This window comes from Ramlibacter henchirensis (assembly GCF_004682015.1).
GTDB lineage: Bacteria > Pseudomonadota > Gammaproteobacteria > Burkholderiales > Burkholderiaceae_C > Ramlibacter > Ramlibacter henchirensis.
In genome coordinates this window covers 1,019,282-1,040,573 of record NZ_SMLM01000002.1, presented here as the reverse complement: position 1 = coordinate 1,040,573, position 21,292 = coordinate 1,019,282, and the positions used below count along the sequence as shown (strand labels likewise).

The following is a 21,292-nucleotide window of genomic DNA, read 5'->3' as shown; positions in this document are numbered from 1 at the left end:
AGAGACGCCGCCATGCCGCACCGCATCCCGCCCCTGCGCGCCGGCCATTCGCTGCAACTGCTGGAGGGCAGCGCGGAGTACTTCCCGGCGCTGGTCACGGCCATCGATGCCGCGCGCCAGGAAGTCTGGCTGGAGACCTACATCCTGGACTTCACGGCGGCGAGCGCCGAAGTGGTGTGGGCGCTGGAGCGCGCCGCGCGGCGCGGCGTGAGCGTTCGCGTGGTGGTCGACGGTTTCGGCAGCGGACCCATGCCGGCGGCCTGGCGAGAGCGGCTGCTGGAGGCGGGCGTCGACTGGCGGGTGTTCGCGCCGGTCGGGCGCTTCGGCGTGCTCACGCCGTCGAGCTGGCGTCGCCTGCACCGCAAGCTGTGCGTGGTCGACGAGCGCGTGGCCTTCTGCGGCGGCATCAACATCCTGGACGACCTGCACGATCCCAACCACGGCCCGCTGCCGGCGCCGCGGCTGGACTTCGCCGTGCAGGTCACGGGTCCGCTGGTGGCGCAGGTCCGCGCGGCCATGCTGCGCCTGTGGCAGCGCATGCGCGCCTTCGAGGCATTGCGGCGCGGCGGGCTGAGCGGCGCGCTGACCTCCCTGCGCGCCTCGCGACCCGCCGAACCTCTCCCCCGGGCCGCCCCGACGGCGCGGCAGGGCAGCCGTGCGGCGCTGGTGCTGCGCGACAACTTCCGGCACCGGACGAACATCGAGCGTGCTTATCGGCGCGCCATCGGCCGCGCGCGATCCGAGGTCATCATCGCCAACGCCTACTTCGTGCCCGGACGCAAGATGCGGGAAGCACTCATCAATGCCGCGCGACGTGGGGTGCGCGTGGTGCTGCTGCTCCAGGGCCGCTACGAATACTTCATGCAGTACTACGCGGCGCGACCGATCTACGGCGCGCTGCTGCGTGCAGGCGTCGACATCCACGAGTACTCGCCCAGCTTCCTGCATGCCAAGGTCGCCGTGATCGACGGGCGCTGGGCGACTGTCGGTTCCTCCAACATCGACCCGCTCAGCCTGCTGCTGGCGCGAGAGGCCAACCTGGTGATCGAGGATGCCGGATTTGCGCAGGCGCTGCGCGCGCGGCTGCTGCATGCGGTCGCGCAGGAAGGCGAGCCGATGGAGGCGGAGCAGTACGCGCAGCGGCCGCTGCGGCAGCGGCTCCTGGAGCGGATCGCCCAGGTCGTGATGCGCCTGGCGCTCACCATCGAAGGCAAGAGGACGTACTGGTGAAGCCGCAGGACCTGGTCGTGCAGCGCCCGGAAGGCCTCTACTGCCCGCCGGGCGACTTCTACATCGACCCATGGCGGCCGGTTCCGCGCGCCGTCATCACCCATGCGCACGCGGACCATGCGCGGATGGGCAACGGCCACTACCTCGCGGCCGCGCCCGCCGAAGGCGTGCTGCGTGCGCGGCTCGGCGAGATCGAACTTCAGACGCTGCCGTACGGCGAGGCGATCACGCACCACGGCGTGCGCGTGTCGCTGCACCCGGCGGGCCACGTGCTCGGCTCGGCCCAGGTGCGGCTGGAGCACGGCGGCCAGGTGTGGGTGGCCAGCGGCGACTACAAGGTGGCGCCGGACCGCACCTGCGACCCTTTCGAGCCGGTGCGCTGCGACGTGTTCATCACCGAATCGACCTTCGGGCTGCCGATCTACCGCTGGTGCGCCGACCACGAGCTGTTCGCGCAGATCAACGGCTGGTGGTCCCGCAATGTGCTGGCGGGCCGCGCGAGCGTGCTGGCCTGCTACAGCTTCGGCAAGGCGCAGCGCATCCTGAGCGGAGTCGACCCGACCATCGGGCCGATCATCGTGCACGGCGCGGTGCGTCCGCTGAACGATGCCTATCGCGCGGCCGGCGTGGCATTGCCCGACACGCGCATGGTCACCGAGGTGAAGGACCGCGCCGAACTGCGCCGCGCCCTCGTGCTGTGCCCGCCCAGCGCCGTCGCCAGCACCTGGCTGCGCCGCTTCGGCGAGAGCAGCACGGCTTTCGCCAGCGGCTGGATGCGACTGCGCGGCGCCCGCCGGCGCGGCGGCTACGACCGCGGCTTCGTGCTGTCCGACCACGCCGACTGGCCCGGCCTGCTGCGCGCGATCGGCGCCACCGGCGCGCAGCGCGTCATCGTGACGCACGGCAGCGTGCCGGTGATGGTGCGCTACCTGCAGGAGCAGGGGCTGGAGGCCGAGGGTTTCGACACCGAGTACGGCGACGACGTGGTGGAAGCGGACCAGTCGGCGCAGGAGCCGGCCGGCGAGGGCACGTGAAGCAGTTCTCCCAGCTCTTCGCCGAACTCGACGCCACCACCTCCACCAACGCCAAGGTGGATGCGCTCCAGCGCTACTTCGCGGCCGCGACGCCGGCGGACGCGGCGTGGGCCGTCTACTTCCTCGCGGGTGGCAAGCCGCGCCAGGTGATGAACATGGGCATCCTCGCGCAGCTCGCGTGCGAGGAGGCCGGCATCGAGCCCTGGCTGTTCGACGAGTGCTACCAGGCCGTGGGCGACCTGGCCGAGACCATCGCGCATGTGCTGCCGCAGGCAGCCGAGACGTCGGACGTCGGGCTGGCCGTGTGGGTGGAGGAGCGCCTTCTTCCCTTGCGAGGACTGCCGCCCGACGAGATCGCGCAGCGCGTGCGCATCTGGTGGCGCGAGCTGGACGACATGGGCCGTTTCCTGCTCACCAAGCTGGTGGGCGGAGGCTTTCGCGTGGGCGTCAGCAAGCTGCTGGTGCAGCGCGCGCTGGCGGCGCACGCGGGGATCGATGCCAAGCGCGTGGCCCAGCGCATGATGGGCTACACCGACGGCAAGGTGATGCCCTCGGCCGAGCGCTTCGCGGCGCTCGTTGCGCAGGCGGAGGAGGGCGTGCACGAACGCGTCGACGAGGGCCAGCCCTATCCGTTCTTCCTCGCGCACCAGCTGGACGGGCCGGCCGAGGTGTTCACCGCGCGGCTCGGGCCGGTGAGCGACTGGCAGGTCGAGTGGAAGTACGACGGCATCCGCGGGCAGATCGTCAAGCGCTCGGGAAGGATCTGGGTCTGGTCGCGCGGCGAGGAGCTGGTCACCGAGCGCTTCCCGGAGATCGTCGCGCTGGCGCAGTCGCTGCCCGATGGCACGGTGCTCGACGGCGAGATCATGGTGTGGAAGGAAGAAGAGGGAGGCTTCGGCCGGCCGGCGCCGTTCGCGCTCCTGCAGCAGCGCATCGGCCGCAAGACGCTGACGAAGAAGGTGCTCGCCGAAGCGCCCGTCACGTTCATGGCCTACGACCTGCTCGAGCAGGGCGGCCTCGACATCCGCGAGCTGCCGCAGCGCGAGCGGCGTGCGCGCCTCGAAGCGCTGCTGGCCGGATCGCGCATGAAGCTGTCGCCCATCGAGTCCGCCGCGTCCTGGCTGGCGTTTGCGCAACAACGTGCCCGCTCGCGCGAACTCGGCGTGGAAGGCTTCATGCTCAAACGCCTGGACGCGGCCTACGGCACCGGGCGCACCAAGGCCGACGGCCTGTGGTGGAAGTGGAAGATCGACCCGATGAGCGTGGACTGCGTGCTGGTCTACGCCCAGGCAGGCCACGGACGCCGCGCGTCGGTCTACACCGACTACACCTTCGCGGTGTGGAGCCGCCCGCCCGCCGACAAGGCCGAGGCCGACGCGGTGCTGGAGGCCATCGCGCGCAAGGAGCCGCCGCAGCCCGGCGCGCTGCAGCTGGTGGCCTTCGCCAAGGCCTACTCGGGCCTCACCGACGAGGAGTTCCGGCAGGTCGATGCCATCATCCGCCGCACCACCCTGGAGAAGTTCGGTCCGGTGCGCAGCGTCCGGCCCACGCTCGTGTTCGAGCTGGGCTTCGAGGGCATCAACCGCAGCAGCCGGCACAAGAGCGGCATCGCCGTGCGCTTCCCGCGCATGCTGCGCATCCGGCACGACAAGCCGCTGCATGAGGCCGACACGCTGCAGCAGCTGGAGGCCCTGCTGGGCGCCGGGCGCTGAGCGGCCAACCTTGCTACCATCCCGATGCTCATGAAAGCAGATCCGACCCAGCAGCTCCAGCCTGCCGCCGACGAAGGCACGCCCGTGTCGGTCAGGATCCGCGAGCGCCTCCTCGCGGCGCGCAAGCGCTTCCATTCCAACGACAACATCGCCGAGTTCATCGAGCCCGGCGAGCTCGAGGCGCTGCTCGAGGAGGTCGAGTCCAGGATGCAGGGCGTGCTGGACAGCCTGGTGATCGACACGGCCAGCGACCACAACACCGGTGACACCGCGCGCCGCGTGGCCAAGATGTACCTGAACGAGGTGTTCAGGGGCCGCTACACGCGCCCACCCAGCATCACCGAGTTCCCGAACGCCGAGCACCTGAACGAGCTGATGATCGTCGGCCCGATCACCGTGCGCTCCGCCTGCAGCCACCACTTCTGCCCCGTGATCGGCAAGGTCTGGATCGGCGTGATGCCCAACGAGCACACCAACGTCATCGGCCTGTCCAAGTACGCGCGGCTGGCCGAATGGGTGATGGGCCGCCCGCAGATCCAGGAAGAGGCGGTGGTGCAGCTGGCCGACCTGATCATGGACAAGACCCAGCCCGACGGCCTTGCGATCGTGATGGAGGCCAGCCACTACTGCATGGCGTGGCGCGGCGTGAAGGACATGGACAGCAAGATGATCAACTCCGTCATGCGCGGCGTGTTCCTGAAGGATGCGGCGCTGCGCCGCGAATTCCTCGCGCTGATCCCCAAGCGCAACGGTAACTGAGATGCTTGTTCGACTTCTGTATTGCAGCCGCGCGGTCGACACCTCGCCCGCCGCGATCGAATCCATCCTGGCGCAGGCGCGCCAGCACAACCCGGTCAGCGGCATCACGGGCATCCTCTGCTACGGCGGCGGCATCTTCCTGCAGGCCATCGAGGGCGGGCGCATGCAGGTGTCGGACCTGTTCGGCCACATCCAGAAGGACGACCGCCACAAGGACGTGGCGCTGCTCCACTACGAGGAGATCCTGGAGAGGCGCTTCGGCGGCTGGACCATGGGCCAGGTCAACCTCAACAAGCTCAACCACTCGATCCTGCTCAAGTACTCCGAGAAGCCCGAGCTCGATCCCTATGCCGTCTCGGGCAAGGTGTCGCTCGCGCTGCTGGAGGACCTGATGGCCACCGCCGCCATCTGCGGCCGCGTCTGACGAAGCGCCGGGACTGCGATGGCAGCCGTCACCTTCCGCCTGCGCCGCTCGCTCAGCTGGGGCGACTGCGACCCGGCCGGCATCATCTTCTATCCCACCTACTACCGCTGGATGGACGCGGCCACCTGGTCGCTGCTGGCCGAGTGCGGCTGGCCCGGCACGCGCATGCGCGAAGAGCACCTGAGCATTCCGCTGCTGGACTCGCAGTGCGCCTTCGTCGCTTCCCCGCGGTTCGGCGACGAGATCGAGGTGCGGTCCACGCTCGAGCGCATCGGCCGCAGTTCGTTCGCGCTCCGGCACGAGTTCTTCCTGCTTGGCGAGGACAGGGTGCTGGCCCGCGGAATGGAAGCCCGCGTGTGGGCGCGCTACGAAGCGGGCCCTGGCACCACGCTGAGGAGCACGCCCGTTCCCGACGAGCTGCGCGCCGCGCTCGGCGGCACTCCCGCGTGACCCAGGCGGCCCTCGTCGGCTGCGACTTCTCCAGCAGCCCGACGCGCCGAAAGCCCATCGTGCTGGCCACGGGGCATGCGGACGCCGGCCGCGTGGTGCTCGACCGGCTGGTGGCGCTCGACAGCCTTCCGGCCTTCGCCGCCTGGCTCGCGCAGCCCGGTCCGTGGATCGGGGGCTTCGACTTCCCGTTCGGCTTGCCGCGCGAGCTGGTCGAGCACCTGGGCTGGCCTGTCTCCTGGCGCGAATGCATCCAGCACTACGCAGGACTCACGCGCGCCGAAATCCGCGAGACCTTCGCCGCCTTCTGCGCGGCCCGGCCGGCCGGCAACAAGTTCGCCAACCGCCGGTTCGACCGGCAGGCCGGCTCGAGTCCCTCGATGAAGTGGGTCAATCCGCCGGTGGCGTACATGCTGCACGCGGCCGTGCCGCTGCTGCTGGCCGCCGGCGTGCACATGCCGGGGCTCCACGAGGGCGATCCCAACCGGGTCGCGCTCGAAGCGTATCCGGGCCTGCTCGCCCGCGAGCTGATCGCGCGCCGCAGCTACAAGAGCGACGAACGCAGCAAGCACACGCCCGAACGCCTGATCGCGCGCAAGGACATCCTCACCGCGCTGGAAGCGGGCCGCACGCGGCTGGACCTGCGGCTGAAGCTGACGAACGCGCAGCGCGACACGCTGGTGCACGACGCCAGCGGCGATTCGCTCGATGCGGTGCTGTGCCTGGTGCAGGCCGCGTGGGCCGCGCGGATTGGGCCACCGAGCTGGGGCCTGCCGGAGGAGCTGGATCCGCTCGAAGGCTGGATCGTTTCGGCGTGATCGCCCGACAGAATCAAACAGCCGTACGCAGAAAGCGCGGAAAGGACGCAGAAAGCGCTGAAGAAATAGATGGAAGGATTCTTCTCTGCGTCCTCTGCGTCCTTTCTGCGTTTTCTGCGTACGGCTGTCCTCTCCCCCGCCGTTACGGGCTCAACCGCCCGAACGCCAGCAGCGCCTCCACATCCGTCCGGTACAGCTTCAGCAGCGGTCCTTCCTGCAACTCGCCCGCCTTGCGCAGCACCGTCTCCACCGGCAGCTTCATGCCGCTGACGTGCAGGGTCATGCCGCGTCCCTGCACCATGCGCCGCAACGTGCTGAACACTTCGACGCCGGTGGCGTCGATGCGGTTGATCGGCTGCGCGAACAGCACGACATGCTGCGTGTCCGGATGCGCCGCCAGGTGTTCCACCATCACCCGCTCGAGATCCGAGGCCGAAGCGAAATCGAGCTCCGCATCCATGCGCAGCGCATACGTCTGCGGCGCGATGGGCGCAAGCTGCCACAGGTGGCGGTCGCGCAGGCTGCCGTCGGGATGCAGGCCCACTTCGATGATGCGCGGATGCAGACGCGTGTAGAGGAAGTGAGCGAGGCCCACCAGCACGCCGCTGAGCACGCCCCAGTAGATGCGAGGCGCGGACAGCAGCGTGACCGCGAAGGTGATGCCGGCGGTCACGGCTTCGACCCGGTTGATCTGCCAAAGCGACGAGAACACGCGCGGCTTGAGCAGGCCCATCACGGCGGCGACCACGACCGCCGCGAGGACTGCTTTCGGCACGTGGTACAGCGCCGGCGTGGCAACCAGCAGCACGAGCAGCACGAACGCCGTGACCGCCACGGTGGCCCAGCCCGTACGCGCGCCCGAATGCAGCGTGATGGCCGAACGCGAGAAGGAGGTGCTGGTCGGAAAGCTCCCGGAAAACCCGGAGACCAGTTTGCCCACGCCTTGGCCCACCAGGTCCTGGTTGGCATCCCAGCGCTTGCCGTCGCGCTGGCTCTCGATCTTGGCGCTGGCGGCCATTTCGAGCGAACTGACCAGCGCGAGGACGACCGCGGGGGCCAGCAGGTCGCGCAAGGTGTCCCATGCCGGCAGGCCGGGCCAGTAGAAGTTCGGCAACCCGGCCGGGAGTTCGCCGACCACCTGGCCGCGGTCCGCGTAGCCGGTTGCAGCACTTGCCGCCGCAGCGGCCGCCAGCACCAGCAGCACCATCGGAACGCGGGGCGCCATCCGCTTGCCCAGCTCGAACAGCAGCACGCTGCCCAACCCGTACGCCAAGGCTTCGGTGTCGATCGACGCGGGGCCCTGAAGGATCGACGAGAGCGGGCCGCGCAGGCCCAGCAGCGAAGGAAGCTGCGACGCGATGATGAGGACGGCGGCCGCCTGGCTGAAGCCGGTGAGCACGGGCGAGCTGACCAGGTTCAGCATCCAGGCGGACCGGCTGGCGCCCACGGCCAGCTGGATCGCGCCCGACAGCAGTGCAAGCCAGACCGCCAGCTCCACCCAGCGGCCGCTGCCGGGCTCGGCCAGGCCGACCAGCGATGCGCCGATCAGCACGCAGCTCAAGGCAGACGGCCCGACCGAGAGGCGGGTCGAACTGCTGAAGAGGACGGCTGCCAAGGCGGGCAGGAAAGTGGCGTACAGGCCCGTTACCAGCGGCATGCCGGCCAGACCGGCGTAGGCCACCGACTGCGGGATCATCACCACCGTCACCGTGAGGGCCGCGATGATCTCGCCGCGCAGCAGCGCCCCGGTGGGCCGCGGCCAGCGGAGGAAGGGCAACCAGCGGGACAAGCTCGGCGGCATCACGCGAGCTTAAGCGACCGTCGACTCACCGCTGCGGCATGTCCTTGATGCCGTAGCCCAGGCTCACCGTTGCGTCGCCAGGAATCGGCGGCATGTCCGCGTTCCACGCCTCCCACTGCGCGCGCATTCGCTCCAGCCGCTGCGGATCGCGCGATCCGAGGTTGGCGCGCTCGCGCTCGTCGGCTTCCACGTCGAACAGGTAGTCGTGGCCGTCCACGCGCAGGTACTTCCAGCGGCCCTCGCGCAGTGCGCGCTGGCCGCGGTGGTTCATGCGCCAGTGCAGCGGACGCTGGAACGTCGCACCCGCGTCGCGCAGCACCGGCAGCAAAGACACGCCGTCCAGCGGGTAATCGGGATGTGCTCGGGCGCCGGCCGCTTCGATCATCGTGGCCGACCAGTCCATCGTCATGCAGTGCTGCGGCGTCACGCCGCCCGGTGCGATCACCGCCGGCCAGTGCGCGATCCAGGGCACGCGGATGCCGCCTTCGGTCAGGTCCATCTTGCCGCCCACCAGCGGCCAGTTGTCGGAGAAGCGTTCGCCGCCGTTGTCGCTGGTGAAGACCACCAGCGTGTCGTCGGCGAGGCCGTGGCGGCGCAGCGCCTGCATCACCCAGCCGATGCCTTCGTCCATGTGGTGGATCATGCGGCGGTAGGTGTGGATGTTGCCGCCGTGCAGGTGGAACAGGTTGTCCTTCACTTCGCCGGCCAGGTGCGCGTCGTCGCGCGTCTCCCAGGGCCAGTGCGGCGCCGTGTAGTGCAGGCTCAGGAAGAAGGGCGCGCCGCCGGCCGCCATGCGGTCGATGTAGTCCACCGCGCGCTTCGAGATCAGGTCGGTGAGGTAGCCCTCCTCGTGCTTCTCTTCCTCGCCGACGTAGAGGTCGTGCGTGCCGTTGTTGCTCGCGTGGCTGAAGTAGTCGACGCCGCCCGACATGGGGCCGAAGAACTCCTCGTAGCCCGACTTGAGCGGCCCGAACACCGGCGGATAGCCCAGGTGCCACTTGCCGATCAGCGCCGTGCGATACCCCGCGTCGCGCAGCAGCGAGGGCAGGGTGGGATGCTCCGGCGGCAGGCCGAGCGTGGTGCTGCCCTTGCTGCGGCTGCTGATCGGTTCTTCCGCCGCGCCGCGCAGCCGGTACTGGTAACGCGCCGTCATCAGCGCGAATCGCGTCGGCGAACACACGGGCGAGTTCGCATAGCCCTGCGTGAACTTCAGCCCCGCGGCGGCGAGCCCGTCGAGCACCGGCGACACCGCACCGAAGTCCGCTTCGCGGCCGCCGTAGCAGCCCAGGTCGGCGTAGCCGAGGTCGTCGGCGACGATGAAGATGAAGTTGGGGCGGCGCGGAATCATTCGACCTTCATCCCCGTGGCGCGGATCACCTTGCCATAACGCTCCGAGAGGTCGGCCAGCCGCTTGGCCGCGGCCGCGCCTTGCTGCCCCTCGTGGTGCATGTCCAGGCTTTGCAGCCTGGTGCGCATCTCGGGCCGTGTCAGGGCCTCGGCCACGCCCTGCTGCAGCTTCTGTGCGATGGGCTCGGGCGTTGCCGCCGGCACCATGACGACGTAGAGCACCTCCTGCTCCAGCTGCGGCAAGCCGGCTTCGCCGACCGTCGGCACGTCGGGCGCGAGCTGCGAGCGCTGGCGGCTGGTGACGGCCAGCGGCGTGACCTTGCCGGCCTTGACGTGCGGCAGCATCCCCGGCGTCGCCAGCACGCCGCCGGTGACCTCGCCCGAGAGCACCGCCGTCACCGCCGGCGCGTTGCCCTTGTAGGGCACGTGCGTGATCTTCATGCCGGTGGCGTCGGTGAACATCTCGGCGGCCAGGTGGCCGGGGCTGCCGCTGCCCGCGCTGCTGAAGCTCACGCCCTTGGCCTTGCCCGCGGCGACGAGGTCGGCCATCGTCTTGAAGCCGTTCGACGGGTGCACGCCCACCAGCAGCCCGGAGGAACTCATCACCACCAGCGGCCGCAAGTCCGCCGGCTTGAACGCCATGCCCTTGTAGATGTGCGGATTGACGGTGAACGTCGAGTCGATGCCGAACAGCACCGTGTGGCCGTCCGCTGCGGCCTTGGCGACGGCGTCGGCGCCGATGTTGCCGCCGGCTCCCGCGCGGTTCTCGACGACGAAGGGCTGCTTGAACTGGCCTTGCAGCGCCTCGCCGACCGAGCGCGCCAGCACGTCGAGCGGGCGGCCTGCGGGGAAATTGACGATGAGTTTCACCGGCCTGGAGGGCCAGTCGCCCTGCGCGAATGCGGCGGGCACGGCTGCCAGCGCGAGCGCCGCGCCGAAGACCAGTTGTTTCATGGAATGAGCTCCTTGCACGTCAGTCCGCCTTGAGGTCCAGCCGCTTGACCAGCGGCTCCCAGCGCGCGATCTCCGTCTTCATCACCTGCTGCGCCTGGGCCGAAGTCGTGCCCTGCGCCACCAGGTCCGATGCCTGAAGCCGGGAGCGGACCTGCGGGTCCTTCATGATCTCGGCGGCCGCGCGCTCGATCTGCGCGACGACGGCGGGCGGCGTGCCGCTGGGGGCCTGCAGCACGAGACGGAAGGTCGCGTCGAGCTCCGGCTGGTTGAGCGCCTTGGCCAGCGTCGGCACATCGGGCGCCAGGGGCGAAGGGGTGGAGGAGGACACGGCCAGGGCGCGCAGCTTGTCGGCCTTGACGTGCTGGATGACCGTCGGCGTGGCCAGGAATCCGCAGTCCACCTCGCCCGCGAGCACCGCCTGCGTCGCCGGAGCGGGCCCGCGGTAAGGCACGTGCTGCATCTTCGCGCCCGAGGCCTGCAGGAACATCTCGGCCGCCAGGTGTCCCGGCACGCCCGGGCCGCCGCTCGCATAGGTCATGCGATCGGACTTGGCCTTGGCCGCGAGTTCGCCGAGCGTCTTCACGCCGACCTTCGGGTTGCACACCAGCATCTGCGTGAAGCTGGTGAGCACCGAGACCGACAGCAGGTCGTTGCGCGCGTCGAAGTTCTGGTTGCGGTAGACCAGCGGGTTCACCGTGAGGACCGTGTCGGGGCTGAGCACGAGCGTGTGCCCGTCGGCTTCGGCTTTCGCGGCGACGCCGGCCGCGAGGTTGTTGCCCGCGCCGGGCCGGTTCTCCACCACGACCGGCTGGCCGCCGCGCTTGTTCAATTGTTCGGCGAACAGGCGCGCCGTGATGTCGGACGGGCCGCCGGGCGGCGAGCCCACCAGGATCTTCACCGGCTTGCTGGGCCAGGCGGGGGACTGTGCCGCGGCCGGTGCCGTGGCGGCGGCAAGAAGGGCGCTCGCGACCGCGAGCAGCGAAATGCGTTTGTTCATCTTTCGTCTCTCCTTCAGTCCAGCACCACGCCGGTGGACTTGATCGGCTTCTCCCAGCGCGCGAGGTCGGCGCGCTGCGCCGCGGCCAACTCGGCCGAGGTCGAGCCGATCGGCTCATAGCCCAGCTTCAGGAATCGCTCGCGCAGTTCGGGCGTCTTTACCGCCCTGGAGACGGCGCGTTCCAGTCGGGCCAGCGCTTCCTGCGGAACGCCGGCCGGTGCATACATCGCGAACCACGCCGTGGCTTCCATGTTCACGCCCGATTCCTTGAGCGTCGGCACTTCGGGCACCTGCGGATCGCGGCTCGCGCCGGTCACCGCGATGATGCGCACCTTGCCGGTGCGGTGCAGTTCGGCCGTCTCCGACACGACGTCGAACTTGTAGCCGATGTGCCCGCCCAGCAGCGCGTTGTTGGCCGGCGCGCCGCCCTGGAACGGCACGTGGGTGAAGGGGATGCCGGTACTCTGCTCCATCAGCACGCCCATGAAGTGCGGAAGCGTTCCCTGCCCCGGCGAACCGTAGGTCGCGCTCTTCGGATCGGCCTTGGCCTTGGCCAGCATTTCGGCCACCGTCTTCACGTTGCTTGCGGGACCCGAGACCACGCCGAACTGGAACCGCGCCAGCTGCGAGACGGGGGTGAAGTCCTTTACCGGGTCGTAGTCCAGCTTCCGGTACACGTGGGGGAACAGCACCATCGGGCCGCTGGGCAGCACGATCACGGTCTGGCCGTCGGGCTTGGCCTGCTTGACCGCGGCGAGCGCGATGCGGCCGCCCGCGCCGGGGCGGTTCTCCACCACGATGGTCCCGAAGTCCTCGCGGATCGCATCGCCCACCAGGCGCGCGATCACGTCGGCCGAGCCGCCCGGCGGGAAGCCGACCAGGATGCGCAGCGGCGGCTTGTCCTGCGCGGCGGCATGCGGTCCCCATGCGCCGAGCGTCGCGATGAACAGGACGGGAAGTATGCGAAGGCGCATGCGCATGGGCTGGTCTCCTCGGGACGGAACCGATCACTCTAGCCGCACAATCGACCGATCGAATCGATCTATCCCTCAAAACCCTGTGTCCCGCCGGCTGGATGAGCCCGACCATGAGATGAGGTCCACGAGCCCCGGCCGGGAGTGGATGGCTGCTCGCGGCTGGCAGCCCTTCGCCTTCCAGCGCGACGTCTGGCGGGGCGTTTCCGAAGGCCGCAGCGGATTGCTGCACGCGACGACGGGCGCGGGGAAGACGTACGCGGTGTGGCTGGGCATGCTCGACGCGCTGCTGCAGCGGCATCCGCCCGGCCGCTCGGCCGAACCCCTGCGTGCTTTGTGGCTCACACCGATGCGCGCGCTGGCGGCGGACACCACGCGCGCTCTCACGCAGCCGCTGCAGGACCTTGCGCCCAACTGGACCATCGGCCAGCGCACCGGCGACACGGCCGCGGGTGAGCGGGCGAAACAGGACCGGCGCTTCCCCACCGTGCTGGTGACCACGCCCGAGTCGCTCAGCCTGATGCTCACGCGCGAGAACAGCCGCGACGAACTGGGCGCCGTCGAGTTCGTCGTGGTCGACGAATGGCACGAGCTGATCGGCAGCAAGCGCGGCGTGCAGGCGCAGCTGGCGCTCGCCCGGCTGCGCCGCTTCAATCCCGGCCTGGTGACCTGGGGGCTGAGCGCGACGCTCGGCAACCTGGAAGAGGCGATGAAGGTGCTGTGCGGCGAAGCCGCGCAGCCTTCGCCGGTGCTGGTGCGCGGCAAGATCGACAAGCAGCTCGTGATCGACACGCTGATCCCGCCGGACCCCGGCAAGTACTCCTGGGCCGGCCATCTGGGCAAGCGCATGCAGGAGCCGGTGGTGGACGAGATCGCGCGGGCCGAGGGCACCACGCTGGTCTTCACCAACGTGCGCTCGCAGGCGGAGATCTGGTACCAGCTGCTGCTGGAAGCCAGGCCGGAGTGGGCGGGACAGATCGCTCTGCACCACGGCTCGCTGGACCGCGCCACGCGCGAGTGGGTGGAGCTGGGCCTCAAGGACGGCACGCTGCGCGCGGTGGTGGCGACCTCCTCGCTCGACCTCGGCGTGGATTTCCTGCCGGTCGAGCGCGTGCTGCAGATCGGATCGGCCAAGGGCGTCGCGCGGATCATGCAGCGCGCGGGCCGCAGCGGCCACGCGCCGGGCCGCGCCAGCCGGCTCACGCTGGTGCCCACGAACACGATGGAGATCATCGAGGCGGCGGCCGCGCGCTGCGCCGCCTACGAAGGCCGCATCGAACGACGCGAGTCACCGGCCAAGCCCCTCGATGTGCTCGTGCAGCACGTGGTCACGATCGCGCTCGGTGGCGGCTTCACGTCCGATGAGCTGTTCGACGAAGTGCGCACGGCCTGGGCGTACCGGACGCTCACGCGCGAGGAGTTCGACTGGGCCCTGACGTTCTGCGAGCGCGGCGGCGAAAGCCTGGCGGCGTATCCGGACTACCACCGCATCCGCCGCAACGACGAGGGCGTGTGGCATGTGCCCGATCGGGGCATCGCGCGCCGGCACCGAATGTCGGTGGGCACCATCGTGAGCGACGCGTCGATGCAGGTGAAGTACCTCTCCGGCGGCACGCTCGGCACGATCGAGGAAGGCTTCATCGCGCGCCTGCGCAAGGGCGACTGCTTCTACTTCGCCGGCAAGCTGCTGGAGTTCGTCCGCGTGCAGGAGATGGCCGCGTACGTTCGGCGCGCGACGCGCAACAAGGGCACGGTGCCGACCTGGAGCGGCAGCAAGATGGCGCTCTCGACCGAGCTGGGCGACGCGGTGCTGGAGATGATGCAGACGGCCGCCGCCGGCCGCTATCCGCATCCGGAACTGCAGGCCGCGCGGCCGATGCTCGAAACGCAGGCACGGCTGTCGCGCATCCCGACGCCGCTCACCGTGCTGGTGGAGAGCTTGCGCTCGCGCGAAGGCCAGCACCTCTACATCCATCCGTTCGCGGGGCGCCACGTGCACCTGGGGCTGGCCAGCCTGCTGGCCTGGCGGCTCGCGCGCGACCGGCCCAACACCTTCAGCATCTCGGTGAACGACTACGGCTTCGAGCTGGTGAGCGCCGAGCCGTTCGACCTGGCGCCGGTGCGCGACAAGGGCATCTTCGCCACCGGCGACCTGCTGCACGACGTGCTGGATTCGCTCAACTCGTCCGAGCTGGCGCAGCGGCGTTTCCGCGAGATCGCGCGCGTGGCCGGGCTGGTGTTCGCCGGCTACCCGGGCCAGCCCAAGAGCATGCGGCAGCTTCAGGCGTCCAGCGGCCTGTTCTACGAGGTCTTCCGCAAGTACGACCGTGGCAACCTGCTGCTGTCGCAGGCGGAGCAGGAGGTGCTCAGCCAGGAGCTGGAGATCTTGCGGCTGCGCTCGACGATGGAGCGGATCCGCGAGCGCGAGCTGGTGCTGGTGGAACTGCGGCATCCCAGTCCCATGAGCCTGCCTTTGATGGTCGAGCGGTTTCGCGAGAAGCTCACGACCGAGCAGCTGTCCACCCGGCTGGATCGCATCCTGCGCGACATGGAGCGCGACACTCGATGAGTTGCTGCGCGAGTGCTCCTACAGGAGCTTGCGTGGATGCGAGACGACACGCCGTGCATCTCCGCGCCTACAGTGGGCCATGGACATTCGACCGATCGGCTTCGCCATCTGGATCACCTCCGTGGTCGCGGTGGCCGCCTGCAGCCCTCGCGAGGACGAGCGCGACCTGCACACTCCCGTCGCGCAAGACGCCGCCACTCGCGCGACGGCAACGCGGCAGCAGCAGACCGGCATGAGGCAGGCCACCAACCCGGCTTCATCCACGTCATCCACTGCGCAGCGCGCCGGCGATCCGACCACCGTCATGGGCGGTGCGTCGTCTTCCGCCGCGCCGCGCGCCGACGATGCTCAGATCACCGCGCGCGTGAAGGCGGAACTGGCCGCCGCGCGCGACCTCGCCGGCGCGCGCATCGACGTGGACACGCGCGATGGCGTGGTGACGCTGAGCGGACCGGTGCGCACCGCGGCCGTGAAGGCGCGCGCGAGCGAGATCGCGCGCATGGTGCCGGACGTTCGCGACGTGAACGACCAGCTCACACTGGTCATGAGCTGATTCAGGTCGGCTGCGGCTGCGGCTGCGCGGCGGGCTCTTCCTGCGCCATGGCGGACTCGTCCGCCGGCTGCGCCTGCCTGGCGCGGCGCGGGCTGTGGATCACCTCGTGCACGAAGCGCAGTTTCTCCAGCGAGGCGCTGGTCAGCGCGAAGGGATAGGCGTCCTCCTGGCCCAGGCTGCGGTTGAGGCTGTTGACCAGCAGCGTGACCGGCACCCATTGCTCGACGAGCTTGTCGAAGTCGGCCTCGCTGGTGGCGAACGGGTCGTCCACCTCGTCGCTCTCGCCGCCCGGAACTTCCACGCGCGTGTTGTACGAAGCCGCGGTCTCCAGCAGGTCGACCATGTGCAGGTAGTGGGCCCAGGTCTCGGCCCAGTCTTCCCAGGGATGGGAAGTCGCGTAGGCGCTGACGAAACGCTCTTCCCATCCGGGGGGGTGGCCGCCGCTCGCATAGTGCCGCTGCAGCGCCTGCGCGTAATCGATGGATTCGTCGCCGAAGAGCGCGCGGAATTCCGGCACGCGGCCTTCCTCGTCGATCAGGCGGTCCCAGTAGTAGTGGCCGGACTCGTGCCGCAGGTGGCCGAGCAGGGTGCGGTAGGGCTCGTGCAGTTCGATGCGGCGCTTCACGCGCTCCGGGTCGTCGGCCTCGGCGACGTTCAGGGTGATCACGCCGTCGGCATGGCCGGTCATCACCATGTGGCCGGGCGTGTCGGCGAGGAACTCGAACACCGGGCCGTCGCGCTCGCCGTTGGGCGGGCAGACGTTCACCAGGCGCAGCTGCGCCAGCGTGTAGAACAGCCGGCGCTTGGCCACCTCGACCTTGTACCAGCGCTCCACGTTCTCCGGCACGGAGAGGTCGGGCAGCAGGCGCGTCTGCCGGCAGGAAGCGCAGTACGGGTTGGGGTCGTCCTCCGGCACCGCGAAGTTGCAGGCCTGGTGCTCGGTGTGGTTGCGGCACAGGCGCCAGAAACGCGCGGCGGGCTGCCGGCGTTGGGGCAGCTTGCGCTGGAAGAGCCCCTCCTCGCGATCGGGCGCCGGCTCGATGGCGCACAGCGCCAGCCGGTCGGGCAGGAAGGCCAGCGCGCTGCCGCACTGCAGGCACTGCACGTTCTCGAAGAAGAGGGGATGGCCGCAGTTGTCGCAGCGGAAGGTTTTCATGCTCGCTCGATTCAGGCAAGGGGCGTGCCGCCGGGCGCGAGCGGCCGGCGGCGCCGCCGACTCAGGGACGGACGATGATGGCGTTGCGCACGGAGCGCACGCCCTTGGTGTTGCGCGCCAGGTACTCGGCCTGCGCCTTTTCGGCGTTGGACTTGGCGAAGCCGGACAGCTGCACGGTGCCGTTCAGCGTCTCGACCCGGATGGCTCCGGCGTCGACGGTCTTGTCCTCGACGAACTTGGCCTTCACCGCGGTGGTGGTGGCCGCGTCGTCGACGTACGCGCCCGCGGTTTCCTGGCCCCGGACCACCGCGCAGCCGGTGCCGGCCAGTGCCGCGACCGCCAGCGCCGCGGCGGCCAGCAGGGTCCTTGCGTTCATGTTCATCATCGACTCCCGAACATCCGTTCCGGTGCGCTCCTGCATCGTGCTCGCCGGCCGGTCCGCACCAAGCCGCCGGTTCGCCTTCATTCCTGCACCGGCTCGTCGTCGCGCGGGTTCTGCGAGGCGGACATGGCCTGCATGACGAGCTGCGCCACGTGCGGGGAGCGGGCCAGCGCCACCAGCACGCCGGTGATCGAGATCAGTTTCCAGGGCCGCATGAAGAACAGCCCCGCGCCGAGCAGCGCGGCCGCGCCCAGGTAGGTCGCCGGGTTGCGGCGGGCATAGGAGCCGAGGGCGGGGCGCGCGATATCGAAGGCCATGTGCGCCGGGTGGTACTTCCACCAGTCACTGACCACCTCGCGCAGCGTCTCCAGCCAGCCGCCCGCGCCGGGCCGGTGCGCCCGCCGGTGGCTTTGCCAGGTGCCTTCGTCCGCGTGCTCGGGACCGGTGTCTTCCGGCGCACGGCCGCGGCGGCGCTGCTCCTTGTTGTGGAGGTGCTCGAGGATGGCGAGCCGGCTGCGTTCGAGGCGATCCGAGCCGGCGCTCACGGCCGGCCTCCAAGCGTGCGCAGCACCTGCGCGTCGGCATCGATCTGCGCCTTCAGTTCGGCGAACGCCTTGGCCGGCATCGGCTGGCGGGCCTTGCCGAAGGCGACGGCCGCCACCGCCAGCGGGATCGCCGGCACGATGACCAGCGCCCAGTGGAATTCCTCGTGCATGGCCCCGAGCATCACCGCGACCCCGGCGAACACCAGGAACAGCAAGGCGCCGACGCCGCATGCGGCCCACGCGGCGGCGCGCTTGGCGACCTCGGTACCCGCGGACGTCGCTTCCTCCTGGACCAGTGCCGCGTAGCCGGCGACGTGGTCGATGACCAGTTCGGGCTTGCTCACCAGCACCGAAAAGATCGGGTGCACGAGGCTCATCGTGCCGCTCAGTAGTAGTAGCGGTTGCGGCGGCTGCGGGCCACCATCACGATCGCCGCGACGGCGGCGCCGACGGCGGCTGCGATCAGCGCCGACTTGACCGGCTGCTCGCTGACGTACCGTCCGGTGACGCTCGCGTAGCGGCCCAGGCGCTCCTGCGCGACCTGCGCCGATTCGCCGACGGCGCTCAGGCTGCGATTGGCCAGGTCCTGCACGCCATAGCGCAGGTCCCGCACCCGCTCGAGCGCGTCGTCGGCCAGGGATTGGGTGGTGGCTCCGGCGCGAGCCGATCTCGTTGCAATGGCCATGTCGTGTCCTCTCGTTCGTGGTCGTGATGCAGCCGCGTGGCGTGCGCGGCCCCGTCGCAAGCGCTGCGCGAGCGATGCGCTTTTCGAGAGGTGAGCGTACGCGGCGAGGTCAGCCGTAAATGATCAGCCGCAGGCGTGACCGGCTGTCGGTGGGCAAGGTGCCGACCTGTAGGAGCCCGCCGACAGCACGACGGGCCTTTTCAGGCCTGCAGTACGCGGGTGGGAAGCACGGCCGAAACGCGCGTTCCGGCGCCCGGTTTCGTGTCCAGCGTGAGCCGGCCGCCGGCCGCCTCGACCCGGTGGCGCATGCCCGCCAGCCCGTGCGTGGAGGGGCGGATGCGGGCCGGATCGAAGCCCTTGCCGTCGTCGCGCACCGAAACTTCTACATGGTTGGCGTACGCGCGCACCGTCACCTCGGCATGGCGTGCATGCGCGTACTTGGCCATGTTGGTGAGCGACTCCTGCACGAGGCGGTAGACCGTGAGCTGGTGCGACTCGTCCAGTTCCACCGGCTCGAGGCTGGTGACCACCTCGACCCCGGAGCGCTCGGAGAACTCGCGCGCCAGGATCTCCAGCGAGGCGTGCAGGCCGAGGTTCGACAGCGACGAGGGACGCAGGTCTTCGATGATGCGGCGCTTGAGCGCGATGCCGCTGTTCAGCGTCTCGGTCAGGTGCTGAAGGCGCTGGGACACCTCGGCCGGTTGCGAACCCAGGCGCGACTTCAGCCGTGCCACGTCCAGCTTGGCCGCAGTGAGCAGCGCGCCGAGTTCGTCGTGCAGCTCGCGCGCCAGGTGGCCGCGTTCCTCCTCGCGCACCTGCTGCAGGTGGGTGGCCAGTTCGGCCAGGGTGGCGGTGCGATCGCGCACCTGCTGCTCGAGCAGGTCGCGTTCCTGCTGCAGCGCGCGCTGCTGCTGGTCGCCTGCGGCGCGCAACGCGGTGGTCTGCCGCAGGTACAGCCAGAACGCCAGCAGAGCGGCAAGCGTGACGACCGCGATGCCCAGCCTTGAGTACAGCAGCGAGGTCCTCACCTGGTCGTCGCTGGCTTCGATGCGCCGCGCGGTGGACTCCAGCAGCCGGCCGGACTGCGCGCGGATCGACTCCATCTGCTGCTGCCCGACGTCCGAGAGCACCACGAACTTCCAGGCATCCTCGTTGCCCTGCCTGCGCATGCGCACCGACAGCTCCATCTCGGCCAGCTTGCGCTGCACGTCGGCGCCGAGCTGCTGCAGGATTGCGGATTCCTGCGGCCAGTGGGCGTATGCTGCGTGCAGTGCGTCCAGGCTTTGGCCGATACCGGCCACCGCGTTGTCGTATGGAGCCAGGTACCGTGCATCCCCTGTCAGCAAGAACCCGCGGGAACCCGTTTCAGCATCCAGCACCTGCTGCAGCAGACGACTCATCGCGGTGCGCGTGGCGAAGCCGCGCTCCATGTTGTCGAGTTCGGCGCGCGCGCGGTTGTGGGCGGTTTCGTTGATGCCGATCAGTACGCATGCGGCCAGCAGAGCCAGCAGCAGACTGATCGCCGTCTTCGGTAGTGCTTTCGAGTGGATGAAGTTCACCGGCAAGCGCACCCAATGACAATAAAATCCAGAATAATCATGACTGAAGGGTAGGCGATTCCAGCAGATGCTGGCCGCCCGGGAAGCCCGCGAGAGGGCGCTGAAAGAGAACAGACATGATCAAAGTCGGCATTGTGGATGACCACGCCATCGTCCGGTCGGGACTCAAGCAGTTCTTCTCGGAGCAGGTCGACCTGCGCGTGGTGGGAGAAGCGGCCAGCGGCCGCGAAGCCATCGACCTGGTCCGCACCACGGAGCTCGACGTCTTGGTGATGGACCTGTCGATGCCCGGCCAGAGCGGAATCGATGCGCTCGGCATGATCCGCGCCAAGGCGCCGGACGTCGGCATCCTCATCCTCTCCGGCTACCCGGAGGAGCACTACGCGATGAACCTCATCCGTCAGGGCGCCAGCGGGTACCTGAACAAAGAGTGCGAGCCGATGGAGATCGTCAACGCGATCCGCACCATCGCCCTGGGCCGCCGCTACATCTCGCCGGCCGTGGCCGAGCTGCTGGCGCAGCAGCTCAATCGCAAGGAAGGCGGCGCGCCGCACGAGCAGCTGTCCGAGCGCGAGTTCCAGGTGTTCCTGAAGCTCGCCAAGGGCGAGACGGCGGGCGACATCGCCAAGGCCCTCTCGCTCAGCGTCAAGACGGTCAGCACGTACCGCACGCGGCTGATGGAGAAGATGAGCCTCGCCTCGAACAGCGACCTCACCTACTACGCCCTGAAGAACAAGCTGATCGACTGAGCCGCACGCGCAAACTAGGCGCGCGAGCGGGCATCGGCCTGCTGCACGCAGTAGTCGATCAGGGCGTCGATCTCGTTGGACTTGTCGAACACCGCATCGGCGCCCAGCTGCGAGCAGCGTTTTCGCATGTCGGTGGTGGCGTAGTTCGACAGCACCACCACCCGCTGCCCGGGCGAGCGTCCGCGGCACGCTTCCAGCACTCCCAGCCCGCTGCCCTGTTTGAGGAAAAGATCGATGACGGCCAGGTCCCACTGCTCATGGGACTTGCGCAGCCACGCGCGCGCATCGGCTTCGTTGTCGGCCCACCCGAGCGCCTTGATGCACGCGAGCTCCTCCAGCGTCCCGATCAGGTTCTCGCGGATGGTGACGTTGTCCTCGACGAAGAAGGTTCGCAGTTCCAAGGGCAGGCTCGTTGCGGGCGCGGACCAAAGCGTGCATGCGGCGCACGACGCGGCGATTGTGCCAGCCGCCTCCCAGCGCGGCCGTAGGATCGCGCCTACCGATGCCCTTCCGAAAGAGCCCCCTTCCATCCGGGCGCGGCTGTAGGCTCGGGACGACGACACCTGACGCACGGCACTGACCGGAAGCGCTCTCCTC

Annotated in this window: 22 protein-coding genes; 10 read left to right on the top strand and 12 right to left on the bottom strand. The window is 69.5% G+C overall.

Annotation, left to right across the window (positions count from 1 at the left end; genetic code table 11):
* Positions 1–12: 12 nt before the first annotated feature.
* Genes clsB through EZ313_RS17650 form a run of 7 tightly spaced genes read left to right on the top strand, consistent with a single transcriptional unit; the run spans position 13 to position 6,424 of the window.
* The gene (gene clsB, locus EZ313_RS17680; RefSeq protein WP_135264570.1) at positions 13–1,230 is read left to right on the top strand and encodes a cardiolipin synthase ClsB; all 1,218 of its coding nucleotides are present in this window, start codon (positions 13–15) and stop codon (positions 1,228–1,230) included.
* Positions 1,227–2,264, top strand: a complete 1,038-nt coding sequence (locus EZ313_RS17675) for a ligase-associated DNA damage response exonuclease (protein ID WP_135264569.1) — start codon at positions 1,227–1,229, stop codon at positions 2,262–2,264. Before clsB ends, EZ313_RS17675 begins: the two co-directional genes overlap by 4 nt.
* On the top strand, positions 2,261–3,976 hold the full coding sequence (locus EZ313_RS17670) for an ATP-dependent DNA ligase (protein ID WP_135264568.1): 1,716 nt from the start codon (positions 2,261–2,263) through the stop codon (positions 3,974–3,976). The genes EZ313_RS17675 and EZ313_RS17670 overlap by 4 nt, the downstream gene beginning before the upstream one ends.
* 24 nt (positions 3,977–4,000) lie before the next feature.
* Positions 4,001–4,735: a GTP cyclohydrolase I gene (folE, locus tag EZ313_RS17665; protein WP_205960424.1), complete on the top strand. Its 735-nt coding sequence runs from the start codon at positions 4,001–4,003 to the stop codon at positions 4,733–4,735.
* Position 4,736: 1 nt separating this feature from the next.
* Positions 4,737–5,159, top strand: a complete 423-nt coding sequence (locus tag EZ313_RS17660) for a BLUF domain-containing protein (RefSeq protein WP_135264566.1) — start codon at positions 4,737–4,739, stop codon at positions 5,157–5,159.
* Positions 5,160–5,177: 18 nt separating this feature from the next.
* Positions 5,178–5,609: an acyl-CoA thioesterase gene (locus EZ313_RS17655; RefSeq protein WP_135264565.1), complete on the top strand. Its 432-nt coding sequence runs from the start codon at positions 5,178–5,180 to the stop codon at positions 5,607–5,609.
* Positions 5,606–6,424 (top strand): DUF429 domain-containing protein, encoded by an 819-nt coding sequence (locus EZ313_RS17650; RefSeq protein ID WP_135264564.1) that lies wholly within the window; start codon positions 5,606–5,608, stop codon positions 6,422–6,424. The genes EZ313_RS17655 and EZ313_RS17650 overlap by 4 nt, the downstream gene beginning before the upstream one ends.
* A gap of 142 nt (positions 6,425–6,566) precedes the next feature.
* Here EZ313_RS17650 and EZ313_RS17645 read toward each other — a convergent pair whose 3' ends face one another.
* From EZ313_RS17645 to EZ313_RS17625, 5 genes are read right to left on the bottom strand one after another with little or no spacing between them, the layout of a single operon-like run.
* Positions 6,567–8,225, bottom strand: a complete 1,659-nt coding sequence (locus EZ313_RS17645) for a SulP family inorganic anion transporter (protein ID WP_135264563.1) — start codon at positions 8,223–8,225, stop codon at positions 6,567–6,569.
* Between the two features lie 25 nt (positions 8,226–8,250).
* Complete coding sequence (locus EZ313_RS17640; protein ID WP_135264562.1) at positions 8,251–9,573, bottom strand: sulfatase family protein; 1,323 nt, start codon at positions 9,571–9,573, stop codon at positions 8,251–8,253.
* A complete protein-coding gene (locus tag EZ313_RS17635; protein WP_135264561.1) occupies positions 9,570–10,526 on the bottom strand; it encodes a Bug family tripartite tricarboxylate transporter substrate binding protein in 957 nt (318 codons plus the stop codon). Before EZ313_RS17635 ends, EZ313_RS17640 begins: the two co-directional genes overlap by 4 nt.
* A gap of 19 nt (positions 10,527–10,545) precedes the next feature.
* A complete protein-coding gene (locus tag EZ313_RS17630) occupies positions 10,546–11,523 on the bottom strand; it encodes a Bug family tripartite tricarboxylate transporter substrate binding protein (RefSeq protein WP_135264560.1) in 978 nt (325 codons plus the stop codon).
* Between the two features lie 14 nt (positions 11,524–11,537).
* Positions 11,538–12,503 carry a Bug family tripartite tricarboxylate transporter substrate binding protein gene (locus EZ313_RS17625; protein ID WP_240788693.1) on the bottom strand — a complete coding sequence of 322 codons (966 nt, stop codon included), beginning with the start codon at positions 12,501–12,503 and terminating at the stop codon, positions 11,538–11,540.
* Positions 12,504–12,615: 112 nt separating this feature from the next.
* Here EZ313_RS17625 and EZ313_RS17620 point away from each other — a divergent pair, with 112 nt between their 5' ends.
* Together EZ313_RS17620 and EZ313_RS17615 are read left to right on the top strand one after the other, a co-directional pair.
* Positions 12,616–15,066 carry a ligase-associated DNA damage response DEXH box helicase gene (locus EZ313_RS17620; protein ID WP_135264559.1) on the top strand — a complete coding sequence of 817 codons (2,451 nt, stop codon included), beginning with the start codon at positions 12,616–12,618 and terminating at the stop codon, positions 15,064–15,066.
* Positions 15,067–15,145: 79 nt separating this feature from the next.
* A complete protein-coding gene (locus tag EZ313_RS17615) occupies positions 15,146–15,619 on the top strand; it encodes a BON domain-containing protein (RefSeq protein ID WP_135264558.1) in 474 nt (157 codons plus the stop codon).
* 1 nt (position 15,620) lies between these two features.
* Here the strand turns inward: EZ313_RS17615 and EZ313_RS17610 are convergent, their stop codons facing one another.
* From EZ313_RS17610 to EZ313_RS17585, 6 genes are all read right to left on the bottom strand, one after another.
* The gene (locus EZ313_RS17610) at positions 15,621–16,775 is read right to left on the bottom strand and encodes a zinc-binding metallopeptidase family protein (protein ID WP_135264557.1); all 1,155 of its coding nucleotides are present in this window, start codon (positions 16,773–16,775) and stop codon (positions 15,621–15,623) included.
* Between the two features lie 61 nt (positions 16,776–16,836).
* A complete protein-coding gene (locus EZ313_RS17605; RefSeq protein WP_135264556.1) occupies positions 16,837–17,151 on the bottom strand; it encodes a BON domain-containing protein in 315 nt (104 codons plus the stop codon).
* Positions 17,152–17,237: 86 nt separating this feature from the next.
* Positions 17,238–17,702 (bottom strand): hypothetical protein, encoded by a 465-nt coding sequence (locus EZ313_RS17600; RefSeq protein WP_135264555.1) that lies wholly within the window; start codon positions 17,700–17,702, stop codon positions 17,238–17,240.
* On the bottom strand, positions 17,699–18,079 hold the full coding sequence (locus EZ313_RS17595) for a hypothetical protein (RefSeq protein ID WP_135264554.1): 381 nt from the start codon (positions 18,077–18,079) through the stop codon (positions 17,699–17,701). The genes EZ313_RS17600 and EZ313_RS17595 overlap by 4 nt, the downstream gene beginning before the upstream one ends.
* Positions 18,080–18,087: 8 nt before the next feature.
* The gene (locus EZ313_RS17590; protein ID WP_135264553.1) at positions 18,088–18,387 is read right to left on the bottom strand and encodes a hypothetical protein; all 300 of its coding nucleotides are present in this window, start codon (positions 18,385–18,387) and stop codon (positions 18,088–18,090) included.
* Between the two features lie 200 nt (positions 18,388–18,587).
* Positions 18,588–19,937, bottom strand: coding sequence for a CHASE3 domain-containing protein (locus tag EZ313_RS17585; protein WP_135264707.1), 1,350 nt, complete (start codon positions 19,935–19,937; stop codon positions 18,588–18,590).
* A gap of 125 nt (positions 19,938–20,062) precedes the next feature.
* Here EZ313_RS17585 and EZ313_RS17580 point away from each other — a divergent pair, with 125 nt between their 5' ends.
* Entirely contained in the window at positions 20,063–20,695 is a 633-nt protein-coding gene (locus tag EZ313_RS17580) for a response regulator (protein WP_013902425.1), read from the top strand.
* A 14-nt stretch (positions 20,696–20,709) separates the two neighbouring features.
* Here EZ313_RS17580 and EZ313_RS17575 read toward each other — a convergent pair whose 3' ends face one another.
* Positions 20,710–21,096, bottom strand: a complete 387-nt coding sequence (locus EZ313_RS17575; protein ID WP_205960423.1) for a response regulator — start codon at positions 21,094–21,096, stop codon at positions 20,710–20,712.
* Positions 21,097–21,292: the final 196 nt, after the last annotated feature.

Excerpts from the sequence above, each read along its gene's own strand:
- clsB (WP_135264570.1), top strand. The coding sequence starts at position 13 with ATGCCGCACCGCATCCCGCCCCTGCGCGCCGGCCATTCGCTGCAACTG.
- EZ313_RS17590 (WP_135264553.1), bottom strand. The coding sequence starts at position 18,387 with ATGGCCATTGCAACGAGATCGGCTCGCGCCGGAGCCACCACCCAATCC.
- EZ313_RS17630 (WP_135264560.1), bottom strand. The coding sequence starts at position 11,523 with ATGAACAAACGCATTTCGCTGCTCGCGGTCGCGAGCGCCCTTCTTGCC.
- EZ313_RS17655 (WP_135264565.1), top strand. The coding sequence starts at position 5,178 with ATGGCAGCCGTCACCTTCCGCCTGCGCCGCTCGCTCAGCTGGGGCGAC.
- EZ313_RS17625 (WP_240788693.1), bottom strand. The coding sequence starts at position 12,503 with ATGCGCATGCGCCTTCGCATACTTCCCGTCCTGTTCATCGCGACGCTC.
- EZ313_RS17580 (WP_013902425.1), top strand. The coding sequence starts at position 20,063 with ATGATCAAAGTCGGCATTGTGGATGACCACGCCATCGTCCGGTCGGGA.
- folE (WP_205960424.1), top strand. The coding sequence starts at position 4,001 with ATGCTCATGAAAGCAGATCCGACCCAGCAGCTCCAGCCTGCCGCCGAC.
- EZ313_RS17615 (WP_135264558.1), top strand. The coding sequence starts at position 15,146 with ATGGACATTCGACCGATCGGCTTCGCCATCTGGATCACCTCCGTGGTC.
- EZ313_RS17645 (WP_135264563.1), bottom strand. The coding sequence starts at position 8,225 with ATGCCGCCGAGCTTGTCCCGCTGGTTGCCCTTCCTCCGCTGGCCGCGG.
- EZ313_RS17635 (WP_135264561.1), bottom strand. The coding sequence starts at position 10,526 with ATGAAACAACTGGTCTTCGGCGCGGCGCTCGCGCTGGCAGCCGTGCCC.
- EZ313_RS17620 (WP_135264559.1), top strand. The coding sequence starts at position 12,616 with ATGAGGTCCACGAGCCCCGGCCGGGAGTGGATGGCTGCTCGCGGCTGG.
- EZ313_RS17610 (WP_135264557.1), bottom strand. The coding sequence starts at position 16,775 with ATGAAAACCTTCCGCTGCGACAACTGCGGCCATCCCCTCTTCTTCGAG.
- EZ313_RS17640 (WP_135264562.1), bottom strand. The coding sequence starts at position 9,573 with ATGATTCCGCGCCGCCCCAACTTCATCTTCATCGTCGCCGACGACCTC.
- EZ313_RS17605 (WP_135264556.1), bottom strand. The coding sequence starts at position 17,151 with ATGAACGCAAGGACCCTGCTGGCCGCCGCGGCGCTGGCGGTCGCGGCA.
- EZ313_RS17660 (WP_135264566.1), top strand. The coding sequence starts at position 4,737 with ATGCTTGTTCGACTTCTGTATTGCAGCCGCGCGGTCGACACCTCGCCC.
- EZ313_RS17595 (WP_135264554.1), bottom strand. The coding sequence starts at position 18,079 with ATGAGCCTCGTGCACCCGATCTTTTCGGTGCTGGTGAGCAAGCCCGAA.